Source organism: Allobosea sp. GW822-FHT03F07 (assembly GCF_058801345.1).
In genome coordinates, this window is record NZ_JBXAND010000001.1 from 845,125 (window position 1) to 860,096 (window position 14,972).

The window sequence follows — 14,972 nt, forward strand, 5'->3', positions numbered from 1 at the left end:
TGGCAATTGGGTGATTGCTCGCGATGAGATTGCCGCCTGTCGCATTTGTTCTCCGGCGCAAGCTGCGCCGCTCGAACGCCAGGATCATCGCGGTCCAGATCATGATCGCTCTGGTGGGCAGTGCCCTGGTGGTCATGGCCTGGGGCAGCCGGCCCGACGCAGTCCCTGCAGCCACCGGGAATCCCGCGACACAGGAGAGCGGGTTCAATAGCGCTGCCGATGCCTCGGCCTCCAAAGTGGTCGCGCGAACGGATGCCGCTGTCATCGCTGCCGCAGCAAGCGCCCAGGCGCCCAGCAGAGATATCGCCGCTCAGCCTGCCTTCGATATCGGACCGCCGGTGGCGACGATCGACGGCAAGTCCGTCAGGTGGAACGACGTCATCATTCGCCTGCACGGGGTCGAGGGGCCGCGCGCCGACCAGGTCTGCCTCAACGAGGAGGGATATCGCTGGGCCTGCGGACTCCAGGCCCGTGCGGCGCTGCACAACCTCGTCGCGCGCGTCGGGATGAGATGCAAGCCGGTCAGATGGGCGGGCGACGCGGAGATGGAGGCGGCGTGCGATCTGCAAGGCCAGCCCTCGCCACCGGCCGGCGGCATCGCGCGCCAATTGGTGCTGCAGGGCTGGGCCAGACCCAATCCCGCGGGAGCGGGGCTCGCAGAGGAGGTCGCGCAGGCCCGCTCCGGGCGGCTGGGTCTCTGGCGCGGCGGCTGGAGGATCTCTCAGTAGCGCATTGTCGCGTCCGCAGATCGCCCCCGTCCACGCAAAATTGCCTCAGCTTTCCCGGAACGCCCGGCGCATCTGGTCCGTCAACGGCTTGGTCAGGTAGGATATGACCGAGCGGTCGCCGGTCCGGATGAACGCTTCCACCGGCATGCCCGGCATCAGCTCCTTGCCTTCGAGCCGTTCGACCTGCCCCTCGGCGAGGCGGATGCGGGCCGTATAGTAGCTGATCCCGCTGCGCTGATCCTGGGTGAGATCGGCGCCGATGCGGACGAGAACCCCTTCGAGCTCAGGCGTGGTGCGCTGGTTGAACGCCGAGAGACGCAGCATGACCGGCTGGCCAGGGTGGAGATGGCTGATGTCCTGGGGCGTGATGCGGACATCGACGGCCAGCGCATCCAGGTCGGGAACGATCGTCATCACGGTTTCGCCGGGTGTGATCACTCCGCCGACGGTGAAGACGCTGAGATCATGCACGATGCCGTTCTGCGGCGCCCGCAGGTCTATGCGCTGAAGCTGGTCCCTGGCGGCAACCTGGCGCTCGACGAGTTCGGCGATCTTGTCCTGCGTTTCGCGCAGCTCCTTGGCGACCTCGGTGCGCATCTGTTGCTCGATCTGCAGGATCTGCAGATTGGTCTCGTTGATCTTGCCCTTGGCCGATGCGGTGGTCGAGATCAGCAGTCCGCGCTCGCCTGCGAGCCGGGCGGCATCGCGCTCGAGCGCCGTGACGCGCGTCACCGGGATGAGATTCTTGCGGTAGAGTTCCTGTACCCCGCCGAGCTCGGCCTTGATCAGCTCGATCTCCCGTTCTTTGGCCAGGCGCTGCTCGGCCTGTCCGGTGATCTCGGCATCGAGCTGGAGGACGCGCTCGCGCAACTGCGAAATCTGTCCGTCACGCGCTGTCTTGCGGAGTGAAAAAAGCTGCTGCTCGCTGCGGATCAGGACTTCGGCTGCCTCGTCGCGCACCATGCCGCGCAGTTGTGGGGCCGGGATCTCCGCCTGCCCGTCGCGTTCGGCCAGAAGCCTGGCCTCGCGGGCCGCGAGCTGAAGCAGCGTGTTTTCGACGATGCTGAGATTGGCGCGCGCCACCGTGGGATCGAGCCGCAGCAGCACATCGCCGGCCTTGACCCGCCGGCCTTCCTCGATCTCGATCGCGCCGACCACGCCCCCGGTCGGATGTTGGACCTTCTTGACGTTCGATTCCACGACGAGCTGGCCGGAGGTCACGATTGCGCCGGAGATCTCCGTTGCCACCGCCCAGCCGCCGAGGCCGAAGACGAGCAGGACCGTTAGCCCGTAGCTCCAGCGCAGATAGTGCCGCACGGCCAAAGCGGGGTCGCTGGGTTCGTTCAAGCGAATCATGGTCAGCTCGCGATCCGCTGGGCGTCTCGGGACGCTGGAGGTTGAAGGCCGTGTTGAGGCCGTTGCGTCACGGAGGCGAGAACCTCTTCCTTGGGGCCAAACATCTGGCGACGTCCGCCGGCCATCATCAACAGCATGTCGCAGGCCGCGATCGCAGACGGGCGATGCGCGATGACCACCGCGATGCCGCCTCGCGACCTCACACTCGCGATGGCGCGGGTCAAGGCGGCGTCGCCCTCCTCGTCGAGATTGGAGTTGGGCTCGTCGAGGACGACGAGGAAGGGATCGCCGTAAAGTGCGCGGGCGAGCGAGAGACGCTGCCGCTGACCGGCGGAAAGCATGCAGCCATGCTCACCGATCTGCGTGTCATAGCCTTGCGGCAGGCGCAGTACGAGATCGTGCACATCGGCGGCCCGTGCGGCGGCGAGGACCGCCTCCGACGTCGCATCGGGGGAAAAGCGCGCGATGTTCTGAGCGATCGTGCCTTCGAACAGCTCGCTCTCCTGAGGCATGTAGCCGATATGGCGCCCGAGGAGGCCTGGCGACCATTGGTCCAGCCCGGCATTGTCGAGCCGCACCGAACCCTTGACCGGTGTCCAGACGCCAACAAGGGCGCGCGCCAGCGACGATTTGCCTGAAGCGCTGCGTCCGATGACGCCGAGCGCGCTGCCCGCCGACAGGGTCAGAGACAGGTCGAAGACATTGGGAACCTGGGCGCCGGGTGGCACGAGCATGATCTGCTCGACGGTCAGTGTCCGGGTGGGCGCCGGAAGCGTCATGATGCGTGCGGGAGCATCGGTCAGTAGCGCTTCCAGCCGGCTCCAGGCCGCCCGGGCCGCGACAAAGCCCTTCCAATGCCCAATCACGGTTTCGACCGGGGCAAGCGCGCGTGCGACCAGGATCGAGCTCGCGATCATGATGCCGCCGCTCGCTTCGTGATTGATCACGAGCCAGGCGCCGAGCGCCAGCACCATGGATTGCAGCGCAGTGCGGAAGACCTTGGAGGCGGCACCAAAGCTCGCCACCACGTCGGATGCGTTGCGGCTGGTGGCGAGATAGTCGCGATTGGCGTTCTGCCACCGTTCGCCCATCGTGCCCTTCATGCCCAGAGCATGGATCAGCTCGGCGTTGCGCCGCGAGGCTTCCGCGATCCGGGATCGCGTCTCGGCATGTCCAGTGCCCGCCCTGGACGCGGCCTGCGTGCCCCGATCGGTGAGGACGGTCAGGGCAACGAGGATGAGCGCGCCGACGAGTGCTGCCACGCCCAGCCACGGATGGAACAGGAAACAGATCAGCAGATAGAGCGGGATCCAGGGCAGATCGAGGAAGCCGACAGGCCCGCCGCTCCAGAGGAACTGCCTGATCTGATCGAGGTCCCGAGACGGCTGGAGCGCATCGATCTTGCGCTGATGAACGGCGAGGTCGACGACCGTGCCGTATATGCGGTCGCTCAGGCGCGCATCGAGCAGGGAGCCGATGCGCACGAAGATGCGCCCACGGAGCGTGTCGAGCAGGCCCTGGAAGACGTAGAGAACGAGCACGATGACGCAGAGCGCCAGAAGCGTCGGGATGCTGCGGCTCGGTATGACGCGGTCATACACCTCAAGCATGAAGAAGGAGCCGGTCAGATACAGCAGATTGATGATGGCGCTGACCATGGCTGCGCCGATGCAGGCGTTCCTGCATTCCGCCAGCGCGTCGGCGAGCTTCGGCTGCGCGGGCGGGGCGCTGGGCGCGAACTCCGCTGCCAGCTTCTGCCTGAGCTCGAGAACGGGATTTCTGGTCAAACGCATACCTTCGACTCTGGAATGATCAACAATGCCGCGGCAGAGGTTGCAGTCATGCTTGGCATTTCCGCCTCACCAGATGCTTAATGATGCCTGCCTAAAGATGAAGCAAATCGGCGCTTTCGAGGTGTTCATCATGTCATCGAGGCGCCGATTACTTTGGTTTCACGCGATGATCCGGACGGAAACGAGAGCATCGCGACACGTAATTGCGGCTCTTTGGGCTTGCGAGCGGAGCGGCCTCGCGCGTGCGAGCCCGGGCCTGAATGCAGCCAGGGTCCGAAGGGTTCCCTCGCGCGATGGAGCTGCTGCTTTTGCCGTCGGTTTGCATATGGTTAACTTTTTTGGAATTGTTGTCTCGATAGAGAGTAGTCTTGATCGCGAGGCGCCGCATGTCGGCGGTTCGTGATGGCTTCCCACCTCGTTTGTTTTGAGATCGCTCTGGAGTTCGTTCTTGTCGGGCAGCGGATCATCGGGAGACGGCGCATCCGCGGTCGGCGAGGTGACCGGCTCGCCCGCCATGTGCGAGATGTATCGGCTGCTCGATCGCTGCGAACGTGACGGAACGGCCGTCTTCTTCTTCGGCAGCGAGGCGCGGATCGTCTACATGCTGCGTGACGCGGTCGGCGCGACATTCCCCCAGCTGAAGATCGCGGGAATTTGCGATGCCGATTTCGAAGGCAGTGCCTCGCCCGCCATTGTCGATTTCATCGCGGGCACGAAGCCCGGACTGATTATTCTCGACATGGCCGAGCGCGACGCTGCTGCTTTCTCCCGGGCGAACGGCCATCGGTTCGCGCAGGCGCCTCTCGTTCATCTCGATGGGGCTTTCAGCGCCTATGTGCTGCCGCGCGGCGAGCGCGCGATGCTGCGGCGTGGTGGCTCGCGCGTCAGTGTGGCGCTTCGCCAGAGCCTTGCCGCGATCCGCTTCGGCGGGATCATCCTCGCCCAGTTGCTGCAGGGCGGAATGTCACGGGTACGGGTGGCGCGCAGCGGCGCCGCGATGCGGCGCGACTGACAGTGCCCTAAATCACCGGAGCGGATGTTTCATCCGGCCCGATGATGTGGCGCTTTGGTTTGGCATCGGCTCTTCCCGAAAACCGCGTTCCACTTTTCGGGTCGATGCCTCAGCGCGCGTTCAGGAACGCCTTCTTGCTCAGCACGGTCCGGAACAGGATCGCGATGTCGAGCCAAAACGACCAGTTGTCGATGTACCAGTGGTCAAAGGCGACGCGCTTGGCCATTTTCTCGTCGGTGTCCGTCTCGCCGCGCAGGCCGTTGACCTGAGCCCAGCCGGTGATCCCCGGCTTGACGTTGTGGCGCCGTGCATAGAGCGCGATCTTGCGCTCGAACTCCTGGTCATGCGCCAGCGCATGGGGGCGCGGTCCGACAAGCGACATCTGCCCGGCGACGACGTTGAGCAATTGCGGCAGTTCGTCGAGGTTGTAGCGCCGCAGAACGCGGCCGATGCGGGTGACGCGCGGGTCGTTCTGCTTCGCCTGGACGATGACGTGGCCGTCATCGGTGGTCGTCATGGTCCGGAACTTGAAGATGCGGAAGGCCTGCTGGTTGAAGCCGTAGCGGCGCTGGCGGAACAGCACGGGTCCCGCCGAGTCGAGCCGGATCAGGGCGGCGAGGGTCAGTAGCAGCGGCGCGGAAAGGATCAGGATCAGCGAAGCCGCGAGGATGTCAAAACCGCGCTTCAGGGCGATCTCCGAGAGCGAAAGCGGCGGCCGCGTCAGGCGCAGGCTGGAAAGGCTGCCGGTGCGGACGATATGCGGCGTCTCGAAGCGGTCCATGATCTTCTCGGGCGTGAGGTGGATCGCGACGGGAAGGTTCATGAAGGCATCGATGCATGCGTCGATGGTCTCCTGGTCCGACCAGGGCAAGGCGATGAAGACCGAGTCCGGCCGTTTTGCGCGGCAATTGGCGACCGCGTTGGCGAGATCGGCGGCGCGAGCGGCTGCCGGGTCGCCTGTGCGGTGCATGTCATTGCTGCGCAGGAAGGCGACATCCACGATGGCGAAGCCGACCTTCCAGGGCTGGTGGCGCGAGACGAACGACATCACGTCCGGCTCGCGGCCGATCAGGAAGACGCGCTCGCTGGTGATGCGCCCGGTCTTGCTGGCGATGGAGACGGTCCGGACCATCGCCGAGCGCGTCAGCGCAATCACCGGAATGCCCGCAAGGTAACTCGCGATGATCACGACGCGGGAATAGTGGTCGACGATCTTGGTGAGGAAGAGGATGGCGACGAAGGCTATCAACGTCACGTTCCAGACCGAGAAGGCCGAGGCGATCTGGCCCTTGGTCGAGAGGTAGTTGGCGAGCTGGTAGCGGCCACGCATGGCGTTGACGAACACGAAGATCGCCGCGAGCATCGTCGCCAGCTCGAGCGTGGTCTGGTCCGCCGGCGCCATGCCATAGGCCTGCAGGTGGTAGGCGAGCGAGACCAGCCCGACCGTCGCCACGACCACGAAGCCGTCGGTGATCGCGGTGACCAGCCAGAGCCAATATCGCAGGCTGTTGGCACGTTCCTCGGTTTCCGTGCCCGCGGCAAGATTCAGTTCATTGACGGTCATAGGGGTCGATCGCTCCGGCATGTCGCGCACAGCCTGGCCTGTGTGGTTCCGGATGCCCCGCTCCGGCACAACGAGCCTGCGCGGGGGCACCCGCGAAAGCAGATCGCAAGCGGTATGCCGTTGCGGCATGCTCCAGATTGGCAACCCCCCGGGAATGCCACCGTCATTTTTGGCGGATTGGCTCAGTCATGCTGCAATGCGGGGATATGGCATAGGTCGGGCGTTCCATTCTGGAACAGGCTGGCACGATGTCGGGTGACCGAGCCGGGTACGGCTCAGTAAGCGCGGCGCCGGGCGCGCGCGACCTTGTCGGTCAGGAGAGCGAGCGCGCCGCCCGCCATGACGCCCAGGATCTTGACGATGGCGTCGCGGGGCCTGCCGTGACGCGTTGGCTCGAAGAATTGGGCTGCCTCGAGCCCGATCACGAACCCGATCGCAAGCACGATGACCAGGGCGATCCGTTTCGGATAGGCCAGGGACAATGCGCCCGACAGAAGGAGGAAGGCGAGGAAGCGCTCGATATCGGGGTCCGAACCGGGAAAATGCGGCCGGCTCTCGATCGGCGCCAGTGTGACGAACGCAATGGCTGCCACCGCACTCCAGCCGATGACGGTCGCGATCCACCGGAGGGTCGTTTCCATGTCGCTCAAGCGCTGTTTCTCGTCTCTTTGGATCCTTGCGCCTGCTGCAGGCAAGGATCGCATCGCGCTGCCGCGCGTCGGTGAGCGTGCACTGAGCACTTTATGAGCATGCCCGGTGCGGGGTACAAGCCCCGGAGCCTATCCGGCAAGGCATCGGAGCTTTGGTGTCGACGATCTCACGCGGCGGCGACCATCGCCATATGGCTGCTGTTCAACAGCCTGACGCCGTTCGGCACGATCAGGATCACGCGGTTGCGGGCCAGCCGGGTCAGCGTCCGGCTCACGGTCTCGATGGTCAGGCCGAGGAAATCGGCGATGTCCTGCCGGCCCATGGGCAATGGCACGGTCACGGAGGCAAGCCCGATCCTGTTCCAGCGTCGCTGCATCGCCAGGAGGAAGCAGATGACCTTTTCCTCGGCGCTGCGGCGGCCGAGCAGCATCATCTGCTCTTGCGCCAGAGTCAGCTCATGGTTCGCCATGTCGTGGAGACGCCGCAGCAGGAATGGCTTCGAGTCAGCCAGCACCGAATAGGCGACGCGCGAGAAGGCGCAGGCGGTGACCGTGTCGAGCGCATCGGCGGAGATGCTGGCGGTCTCCTGCATCGACAGCCCGATGAAGTCGCCCGGCAGCGCGAAGCCGACGATCTGGCGGCGTCCGTCCGGCAGCAGGGAGTAGAGGCGCACGGTGCCGGAGGTGATGTTATAGACGGTGGCGGCCGATTGTCCCTGAAGCAGCAAGGCCTCCTTCGGGCCAAAGCGAACCTGGCTCGCCAGCGCTTGCAGCGTTGCCAGTTCGTCCGTCGAGAGGGCGGCGCAGGCGCTAAAGGCCCTGATTTCGCATGCCTGGCAGCTCTGCCAGGCATGGTCACCGATTTGGGCGCCGAGAGGGATGCCGTCACAGCCATGTGTCAGGTTGCGATTCACTCATCGTCCTCGAAGGCCGTTGCGATCCTTGTCCGCGGCGAAGACCCGGCATGAATTCATAGCCGGTTATCCGTGGCCGTTCGTTTCGGCTATTGCAATGCGGCAAAAAGTCGGCCGCCCGACATTGGCTTCCAAGAGGCGTCCGCGCTACCTCTCGGCGGCCATCCATCTAGGGGAATCAGCCATGACGATCACCGCTGTCACATCTCGGAGCGGGCGGATCGCGCGCGGCGGAAAAGCGATCTATGGCGCGCCACTCGGCATCCTGATGCTGGAGGCGCGGTTCCCGCGCATCCTCGGCGACATGGGCAATGGCGCGACCTGGCCGTTTCCGGTGCTGTATCGTGTCGTCGGCGGCGCCAGCCCGGACAAGGTCGTGCTCAAAGGGGCAGCCGGGCTGCTGCCGGATTTCGTCGCCGCGGCGCAGGATCTCGTGCGCCTCGGTGCGGAAGCCATCACCACCAATTGCGGTTTTCTCGCCCTGTTCCAGCATGAACTTGCCGCTGCGGTCGGCGTGCCGGTAGCGACTTCCTCGCTGATGCAGGTGCCCTCGGTGCAGGCGACGCTGCCGCAGGGCAAGCGCGTCGGCGTGGTGACGGTTTCGGCCGGCAGCCTGACTCCGGCTCATCTCGAAGGCGCCGGTGTGCCGCTCGACACGCCGATTGCCGGCACGGAGAATGGGCTGGAGTTCTTCCGCGTGCTGATCAAGGCGGAAAAGGACGACATGGATATCGACCTGGCCGAGCGGGATGTCGTCGACGCGGCGCTCGACCTCGTCGCGCGCAATCCCGATGTCGGGGCGATCGTCCTGGAATGCACGAACATGCCGCCCTATGCGGCGGCCGTGCAGGCGGCAACGGGGCTGCCGGTCTACGACATTTATTCGATGATCACCTGGTTCCACGCGGGCCTGCGGCCTCGCGTCTTTGGGTAGGATAGAATCGGGCCTGCGGCCGCGCGCCTTCGGCTGAGCGCGGGGACAAGCGGGCGGAGTTATCCCCGCCGGGTCAGGCAGAGCGAATGATGCGGTTCGCAATTCGAACCCTCGCGAGGCCCCATGATCGCTACGCCGCGGCTTTCGCTGCCCTTGCTCGCCGCCGGGCAGGCGCAGAAGCATGTCACCCATAACGACGCCCTGACGCGGATCGACGCGCTGATCCATCTCGTCGTCGACAGCCGCACGCAGGCGACGCCGCCCGCCACGCCGACGGAACTCTCGGCCTATATCGTGCCGGACGGAGGCAGCGGGGCTTTCGCCGGCCGCGCCAACCAGGTCGCGCTGTTCGAGGACGGGGGCTGGACCTTCCTGGTCCCCCGGCCCGGCTGGCAGGCCTGGGTCGCCGACGAGGGCGAGCATCATCTCTGGACCGGAACGGAATGGCGGCGCGACAGCCCGCTCAGCAGCCTCGGCGCGACCTTGTGGGGCGTCAACGGCACCGCCGACGCCACGACACGCTTCGTCGTCCAAGCGCAGGCCAGCCTGTTCAACCATGCCGGTGCCGGGCACCAGATGAAGCTCAACAAGGCCGCTGCGGGCGATACCGCAAGCCTGCTGTTCCAGGACGGCTATTCCGGCCGGGCCGAGATCGGGCTCGCGGGCGATGACGACCTGCATGTCAAGGTGAGCGCCGACGGCTCCGGCTGGGCCGAGGCGATGGTGGTCGACCGGGCGACGGGCGAGGTGGCGCTGCCGGCGACACCCTGGGCCGGTGGGCAGAACCTGCTGATCAATGGGGATCTGCAGATCAACCAGCGCGGCTTTGCCGGTGGTGCGCTGGCCGTCGGCGCCTATGGCTTCGACCGCTGGAAGGCCGGCGGGGCGGGCGCGACGCTGTCGCTCGCCGGACATGTGCTGACGCTATCGAGCGGCGCCATCGTCCAGCCTGTCGAGCCGGCCTTGTGGGGCGTCGCTTCCTTCGCCGGCCTGCCGCTGACGCTTTCGGTGGAGGGGCTGGCGGGGGGAAACCTCTCGGTCGCGATCGGTAGCGCGTCAGGCGTGATCGCGGCTGGAAGCGGGCGCCGCGGCGTGACACTGACACCTGCAGTCGGCGATGCGGGGCCGCTGGCGGTGTCGATCGCACCGGCGAGCGGAGCGGTGACGCTGGCGCGCATCAAGCTCGAATTCGGCAGGCAGCCCAGCCCTTGGGTGGCGCGGCCGGCGACGCTGGAGGAGGCGCTCTGCGGCCGATACCATTGGCGGCCGGACAGCGCGCTCGCGCTCGACGCCTATCAGGCCGCCGGCGGCGCGGCGCAGCAGATGGTCCTGCTGCCGGTGCGGATGCGGACCGCACCCTCCGCTGCATTCGCGATCTCGGGAGCATCCAATGTCGCCGGTGGCAGCGAGATGATCACCGTTCTGTCGCGGCGGGAGGCGTGGGCGAGCGTCACGGCTGCGACGACGGGGCGCGTGCAGGCTGCGTTCGGGAGTATCGCCTTCGACGCCGAGTTGTGACGCGGTCGAGGTGGTTCAATCCTGATAGATGCTCTTTACATGGGCGTGGACGGCGGCGATGTCGGGGAGGGTGCCGCCATTGCGTTCGCGCAGATGGCCTTCGTGCCAATACCAGTCGTCGAAGCCGACATTCAGTCTGTCATAGCCGGCCTCTGCGAGCAGGACGCGCATCGTCTCGCGGCGCGGCTCGGCGAAATTATGCTCGATGGTGAAGAGCGCGATCTGGTGGCGGGTGAGATCGATCGTCCGGAGGATGTCGAGCTCGGAACCTTCGGTGTCGAGCGAGACATAGTCGAAGCCGCTGCCAGGGCGGCCATCGGCAGCGTCCATCTCGTCGAAGGTGACGGTCTCGACCGTGATCAGGCCGTTCTCGCTGATCGCCCGCCGGCGATCCTCGGCATAGCGGTCGGATTCGGCGTATTCGGCAAGCGTGCCGATCTCCTGAGACGCGACGAAGGAGAGGAGCTGCCCGCCTTCGCGATGTACCGCGCGCTCGAGGCAGGTCGCGCGGCGACTGGCCGCGAGCTTCGCGAACAGGAGCGGGTTTGGCTCGACCAGAACGCCGCTCCAGCCGTGATCGGTCTCCAGAAAATAGGTGTTGCTGTGGAGCACGCCGTCGAAGGCGCCGATATCGGCGAAGCGCCCGCCGCGCCGGCCGAGACACATCGCCAGCACCCAGCGCTCCTGCTCGATCTGGGAATTGGTCGGCGCCTCGAAGGCGGCTTGCCAGGAGAGGCGGGGCGAGGGCGGTGTTGACGACACGGGGCATGTCTCGCGAGAGCGGGACGGCAGCGTAGGTCAAACGGCTTTCCGACGGAACCTGTGCGTCACCCCGGACAAGCTGCAGAGCAGCGCCGTTCCTGGATCCATCGTAGAGCGCGGCGGCCTTCGATGGATCCCGGGGCAAGCCCGGGATGACGGTGCGAATATTTTTCGATGGGGAGGCTATTTCGCCGCGTTCAATGAATCTCCGGCTCGGGAATCTTCGCCGTGCCTTCGAGATAATCGAAATCGCAGCCCTTGTCGGCCTGGCGGATATGGGCAGCCGACATCTTGCCCCAGCCACGCGGGTAATCGCGGTCGGGCGGGGTCCAACTCTTCAGGCGCTCGGCAATCTCGGCATCGGTGAGGCCCACCGAGATGCTGCGTGCCTCGACGTCCACGGTGATGATGTCGCCGGACTTAACTGCGGCGAGCGGGCCCTTGATATAGGCCTCGGGCGCGACGTGCAGGACGCAGGCGCCGTAGCTGGTGCCGGACATGCGCGCGTCCGAGATGCGCAGCATGTCGCGCACGCCGTGCTTCAGGAGCTTGCGCGGGATCGGCATCATGCCCCATTCCGGCATGCCTGGGCCGCCGACGGGGCCACAGTTCTTCAGCACCATGATGTGGTCGGGCGTGACGTCGAGGCTCTCGTCGTTCACCGCCTTCATCATCGCATCGTAGTCCTCGAAGACGAGGGCCGGGCCTGAATGCTTGAGCAGGCGCGGCTCGGCGGCGGACGGCTTGATGACGCAGCCATCGGGGGCGAGGTTGCCCTTGAGGACCGCGAGTCCGTTGGCGGTGGTCACGGCGTTGTCGAGGGGGCGGATGACGTTGTCGTCATAGACCGTGGCGAGGGCGATCGTCTCGGCGAGCGGCTTGCCGGTGACGGTCATGGCGTCGGTGTGGAGCTTGCTCTCGAGCTGCTTGAGCAATGCGGGCAGGCCGCCGGCATAGAAGAAGTCCTCCATCAGGAAATCGCCGGAGGGTCGCAGATTGGCGATGACCGGGACCGTACGGGAGAACTTGTCGAAATCGTCGGGCGTCAACGAGACGCCGGCGCGGCCCGCCATGGCGATCAGGTGGATGATCGCGTTGGTGGAGCCGGCGACCGCCATATGCACGGTCAGCGCGTTCTCGAAGCTCTTGCGGGTCAGGATGCGGTCGGGTGTCAAATCCTCCCAGACCATCTCGACGATGCGCTTGCCGGCGGCGGCTGCCATGCGGGGATGGGCTGCGTCTGCCGCAGGAATAGCGGAGGCGCCGGGCAGCGTCAGGCCCAGCACCTCGGCATGGCTCATCATGGTCGCGGCGGTGCCCATCACCATGCAGGTGCCGTGCGAGCGGGCGATGCCGCTCTCCATGTCCTTCCACTGGTCGTCGGTGATGTTACCCGCTTCCTTCTCGGCCCAGTATTTCCAGACGTCGGCGCCGGAACCCAGCACCTTGCCGGCCCAGTTGCCGCGCAGCATCGGCCCCGCCGGGACATAGATGAAGGGCAAGCCGGCCGAGCAGGCGCCCATGATCAAGGCGGGCGTGGACTTGTCGCAGCCGCCGAGGAGGACTGCGCCGTCGAGTGGGTGGGAGCGGATCGATTCCTCCGTCTCCATCGCCAGGAAGTTGCGATAGAGCATGGTGGTCGGCTTCTGGTACTGCTCGGAGACCGACATTACGGGGATTTCGACCGGGAAGCCGCCGGCAGCCCAGACCGCGCGCCTGACGGCATCGGCGCGGTCGCGCAGATGGGTGTGGCAGGGGTTGATCTCGGACCAGGTGTTGATGATGCCGATGACCGGCTTGCCCATGAACTCGTCATGGGAAAAGCCCATCTGCAGCGCCCGCGAGCGATGGCCGAAGGAGCGCAGGTCGCTGGCGCCGAACCAGCGCTTCGAGCGCAGCGTGTCGGGCGTTTTCCTGGGATGGGATGGCATCGGCGTTTCCTTCAGACTTGTTCTTTTCGCTCTCGAACCGCAGCGTCATCCCGGGCAAGCGAAGCGCAGACCCGGGATCCATCGTAGAGCGGTGCGGCCTCCGATGGATCCCGGATCTGCGCCGCTTGCGCGGCTTGTCCGGGATGACGGGGAGGGTAGTGGGGCGGTGATGCTACTCGGCCGCCGCTTTCGCCGCGCCCCAGCTCGCGACGATGGCGCGCAGCTCGGCCTTCTCGGCGGCGTTCAGCTCCGGCAGGCCGGGCAGGCGGACGGGGCCGACATTCGTGCCGAGCAGGCCGAGCGCCTCCTTGACCACGGTGACATTGGCGCCGTTGCCGTATTTCGTGCGCAAGGTCTCGAAGCCGGCGATGGCGTCGACCTCCAAGCGGGCCGCGGCGTAGTCGCCCTTTTCGAGTGCGCGCCAGACGGCGAGCGAGCGTTCCGGCGCGACATTGATCAGGCCCGAGGTGAAGCCGCGCGCGCCGAGCGCATAGAATGGTGCCGCCCAGCCTTCGGCGAGGCCGCAGATCCAGTTGGCGCTGGTGCCTTGCGTCGCGCGCACGCATTCGGCCAGCAGCATCATGTTGCTGGAGGCGAATTTCACGCCGGCGACGTTCGGATGCGTCGCGACGCGGACGAGATCCTTCACGCCGATGGCGTCGGAGCGGATATAGGCGACGAGGGGGATCGTCAGCGCCTCGGCGATGGCGATGACGTAGTCGGCCTGCGAATGCGGCGCGGCGAATGGGTCGAGCGGGTGATGGACCATCACCGCGTCGCAACCGGCCTTGGCGGCGAGCTTTCCGGTCGAGATGGCCTCGCGAAGCGAGCGGCCGATGCCGGCCGTCACCAGCGCCTTGCCGGCGGCGGCTTCGGCCGCGACGGCGTGGCTGCGCACCACTTCGTCCGTCGTCATGGGGTAGAACTCGCCGGTGTTGCCGGCCGAGACGATGTTGTGGATGCCGGCCTGCGCGATACGCGCGACGATCTTGCCCGTCACCGCCCAATCGGCCTCGCCATCGGTGCCCCAAGCGGTGACATGCACGCCGGAGATGCCGCGGAGTGCGCCTCTCACCTTGTTATTCGTCATAGTCCAACCCTTCCGCATCGGCACCGAACACCTGCCGCACATGGGCTTTCGCCGAGCGGACGATGTGGCGGCGCATTCTCTGTTCCGCGAGCGCGGGCTCGCGCTCCCTGAGCGCCTCGAAGATCGCGCGATGCTCCTCGAAGCCCTGGCCCCGTTCGGAGGGCTCCGACAACAGCGCGATGCGCTGGGCATGGTCGTACATGCGCTGTCCGTCGAGCCTGCGCTCCAGATAGGTGCAGCCGGAAATCCGGTGGATCGCGCCATGATAGGCCTCGTTCAGCATGACGAGGTCCTCCAGCGCGCTGTGCTGCGTGGCATGGGCCATCTCCTCGATCAGCCTTGCGATCTCGGCGATGTCGGCGTCGCCGATCCGGTTCGCGGCGATGTGAGCCATGACGCTTTCGAGCGCGGCCCGGCCGAGCGCCATCTCCAGGGCCTGACGGGCCGAGAATTCGACGAAGACGCCGCGCCGCGCCTCGGTGCGCACCAGCCCCTCGCTTTCCAACTTGCGGATGGCGTCCTTCACCGGCGTCGTGCTGACGCCGAGCATCTCGGCGAGATGGCGCTCGTTCAGCCGCTCGCCGTTGCGGAACTGGCCCGCGACGATCGCCCGGCGCAGCCGCTCATGCACGTGCTCGCGCAGGGAGCGCAGCAGATGCGGGGCGACAGGTTCGATCGTGAGCGTGTCAGACATCGTGGTTCCGAAAGGCGGCGCCGGTC

Annotated in this window: 13 protein-coding genes; 4 read left to right on the top strand and 9 right to left on the bottom strand. The window is 66.3% G+C overall.

Annotation, left to right across the window (positions count from 1 at the left end; all coding sequences use genetic code 11):
- Positions 1 to 101: 101 nt before the first annotated feature.
- Positions 102 to 728 carry a thermonuclease family protein gene (locus AC1RMY_RS04020; RefSeq protein ID WP_492862657.1) on the top strand — a complete coding sequence of 209 codons (627 nt, stop codon included), beginning with the start codon at positions 102 to 104 and terminating at the stop codon, positions 726 to 728.
- A gap of 45 nt (positions 729 to 773) precedes the next feature.
- Here AC1RMY_RS04020 and AC1RMY_RS04025 read toward each other — a convergent pair whose 3' ends face one another.
- Together AC1RMY_RS04025 and AC1RMY_RS04030 are read right to left on the bottom strand one after the other, a co-directional pair.
- Positions 774 to 2,084 carry an HlyD family type I secretion periplasmic adaptor subunit gene (locus AC1RMY_RS04025; RefSeq protein ID WP_492862658.1) on the bottom strand — a complete coding sequence of 437 codons (1,311 nt, stop codon included), beginning with the start codon at positions 2,082 to 2,084 and terminating at the stop codon, positions 774 to 776.
- Positions 2,085 to 2,086: 2 nt separating this feature from the next.
- Entirely contained in the window at positions 2,087 to 3,877 is a 1,791-nt protein-coding gene (locus AC1RMY_RS04030) for a type I secretion system permease/ATPase (RefSeq protein WP_492862659.1), read from the bottom strand.
- A gap of 448 nt (positions 3,878 to 4,325) precedes the next feature.
- Between AC1RMY_RS04030 and AC1RMY_RS04035 the strand changes: the two genes are divergently transcribed.
- Complete coding sequence (locus AC1RMY_RS04035) at positions 4,326 to 4,889, top strand: WecB/TagA/CpsF family glycosyltransferase (protein ID WP_492862660.1); 564 nt, start codon at positions 4,326 to 4,328, stop codon at positions 4,887 to 4,889.
- A gap of 109 nt (positions 4,890 to 4,998) precedes the next feature.
- Here the strand turns inward: AC1RMY_RS04035 and AC1RMY_RS04040 are convergent, their stop codons facing one another.
- The 3 genes from AC1RMY_RS04040 to AC1RMY_RS04050 form a co-directional block, all read right to left on the bottom strand.
- Positions 4,999 to 6,453, bottom strand: coding sequence for an undecaprenyl-phosphate glucose phosphotransferase (locus tag AC1RMY_RS04040; RefSeq protein WP_492862661.1), 1,455 nt, complete (start codon positions 6,451 to 6,453; stop codon positions 4,999 to 5,001).
- A 275-nt stretch (positions 6,454 to 6,728) separates the two neighbouring features.
- A complete protein-coding gene (locus AC1RMY_RS04045; protein ID WP_492862662.1) occupies positions 6,729 to 7,103 on the bottom strand; it encodes a VanZ family protein in 375 nt (124 codons plus the stop codon).
- Positions 7,104 to 7,270: 167 nt separating this feature from the next.
- A complete protein-coding gene (locus AC1RMY_RS04050; protein ID WP_492862663.1) occupies positions 7,271 to 8,017 on the bottom strand; it encodes a helix-turn-helix domain-containing protein in 747 nt (248 codons plus the stop codon).
- A 184-nt stretch (positions 8,018 to 8,201) separates the two neighbouring features.
- On the opposite strand from AC1RMY_RS04050, the gene AC1RMY_RS04055 reads away from it, so the two are divergent.
- Entirely contained in the window at positions 8,202 to 8,951 is a 750-nt protein-coding gene (locus AC1RMY_RS04055) for an aspartate/glutamate racemase family protein (RefSeq protein WP_492862664.1), read from the top strand.
- Positions 8,952 to 9,074: 123 nt separating this feature from the next.
- Entirely contained in the window at positions 9,075 to 10,469 is a 1,395-nt protein-coding gene (locus AC1RMY_RS04060; protein ID WP_492862665.1) for a DUF2793 domain-containing protein, read from the top strand.
- Positions 10,470 to 10,484: 15 nt separating this feature from the next.
- Here AC1RMY_RS04060 and AC1RMY_RS04065 read toward each other — a convergent pair whose 3' ends face one another.
- The 4 genes from AC1RMY_RS04065 to AC1RMY_RS04080 form a co-directional block, all read right to left on the bottom strand.
- Positions 10,485 to 11,231, bottom strand: coding sequence for an FkbM family methyltransferase (locus tag AC1RMY_RS04065; RefSeq protein ID WP_492862666.1), 747 nt, complete (start codon positions 11,229 to 11,231; stop codon positions 10,485 to 10,487).
- A gap of 197 nt (positions 11,232 to 11,428) precedes the next feature.
- Complete coding sequence (gene araD / locus AC1RMY_RS04070) at positions 11,429 to 13,162, bottom strand: L-arabinonate dehydratase (RefSeq protein WP_492862667.1); 1,734 nt, start codon at positions 13,160 to 13,162, stop codon at positions 11,429 to 11,431.
- A gap of 172 nt (positions 13,163 to 13,334) precedes the next feature.
- Positions 13,335 to 14,252, bottom strand: coding sequence for a dihydrodipicolinate synthase family protein (locus AC1RMY_RS04075; protein ID WP_492862668.1), 918 nt, complete (start codon positions 14,250 to 14,252; stop codon positions 13,335 to 13,337).
- Complete coding sequence (locus tag AC1RMY_RS04080) at positions 14,242 to 14,946, bottom strand: GntR family transcriptional regulator (protein WP_492862669.1); 705 nt, start codon at positions 14,944 to 14,946, stop codon at positions 14,242 to 14,244. Before AC1RMY_RS04080 ends, AC1RMY_RS04075 begins: the two co-directional genes overlap by 11 nt.
- Between the last annotated feature and the right edge of the window lie 26 nt (positions 14,947 to 14,972).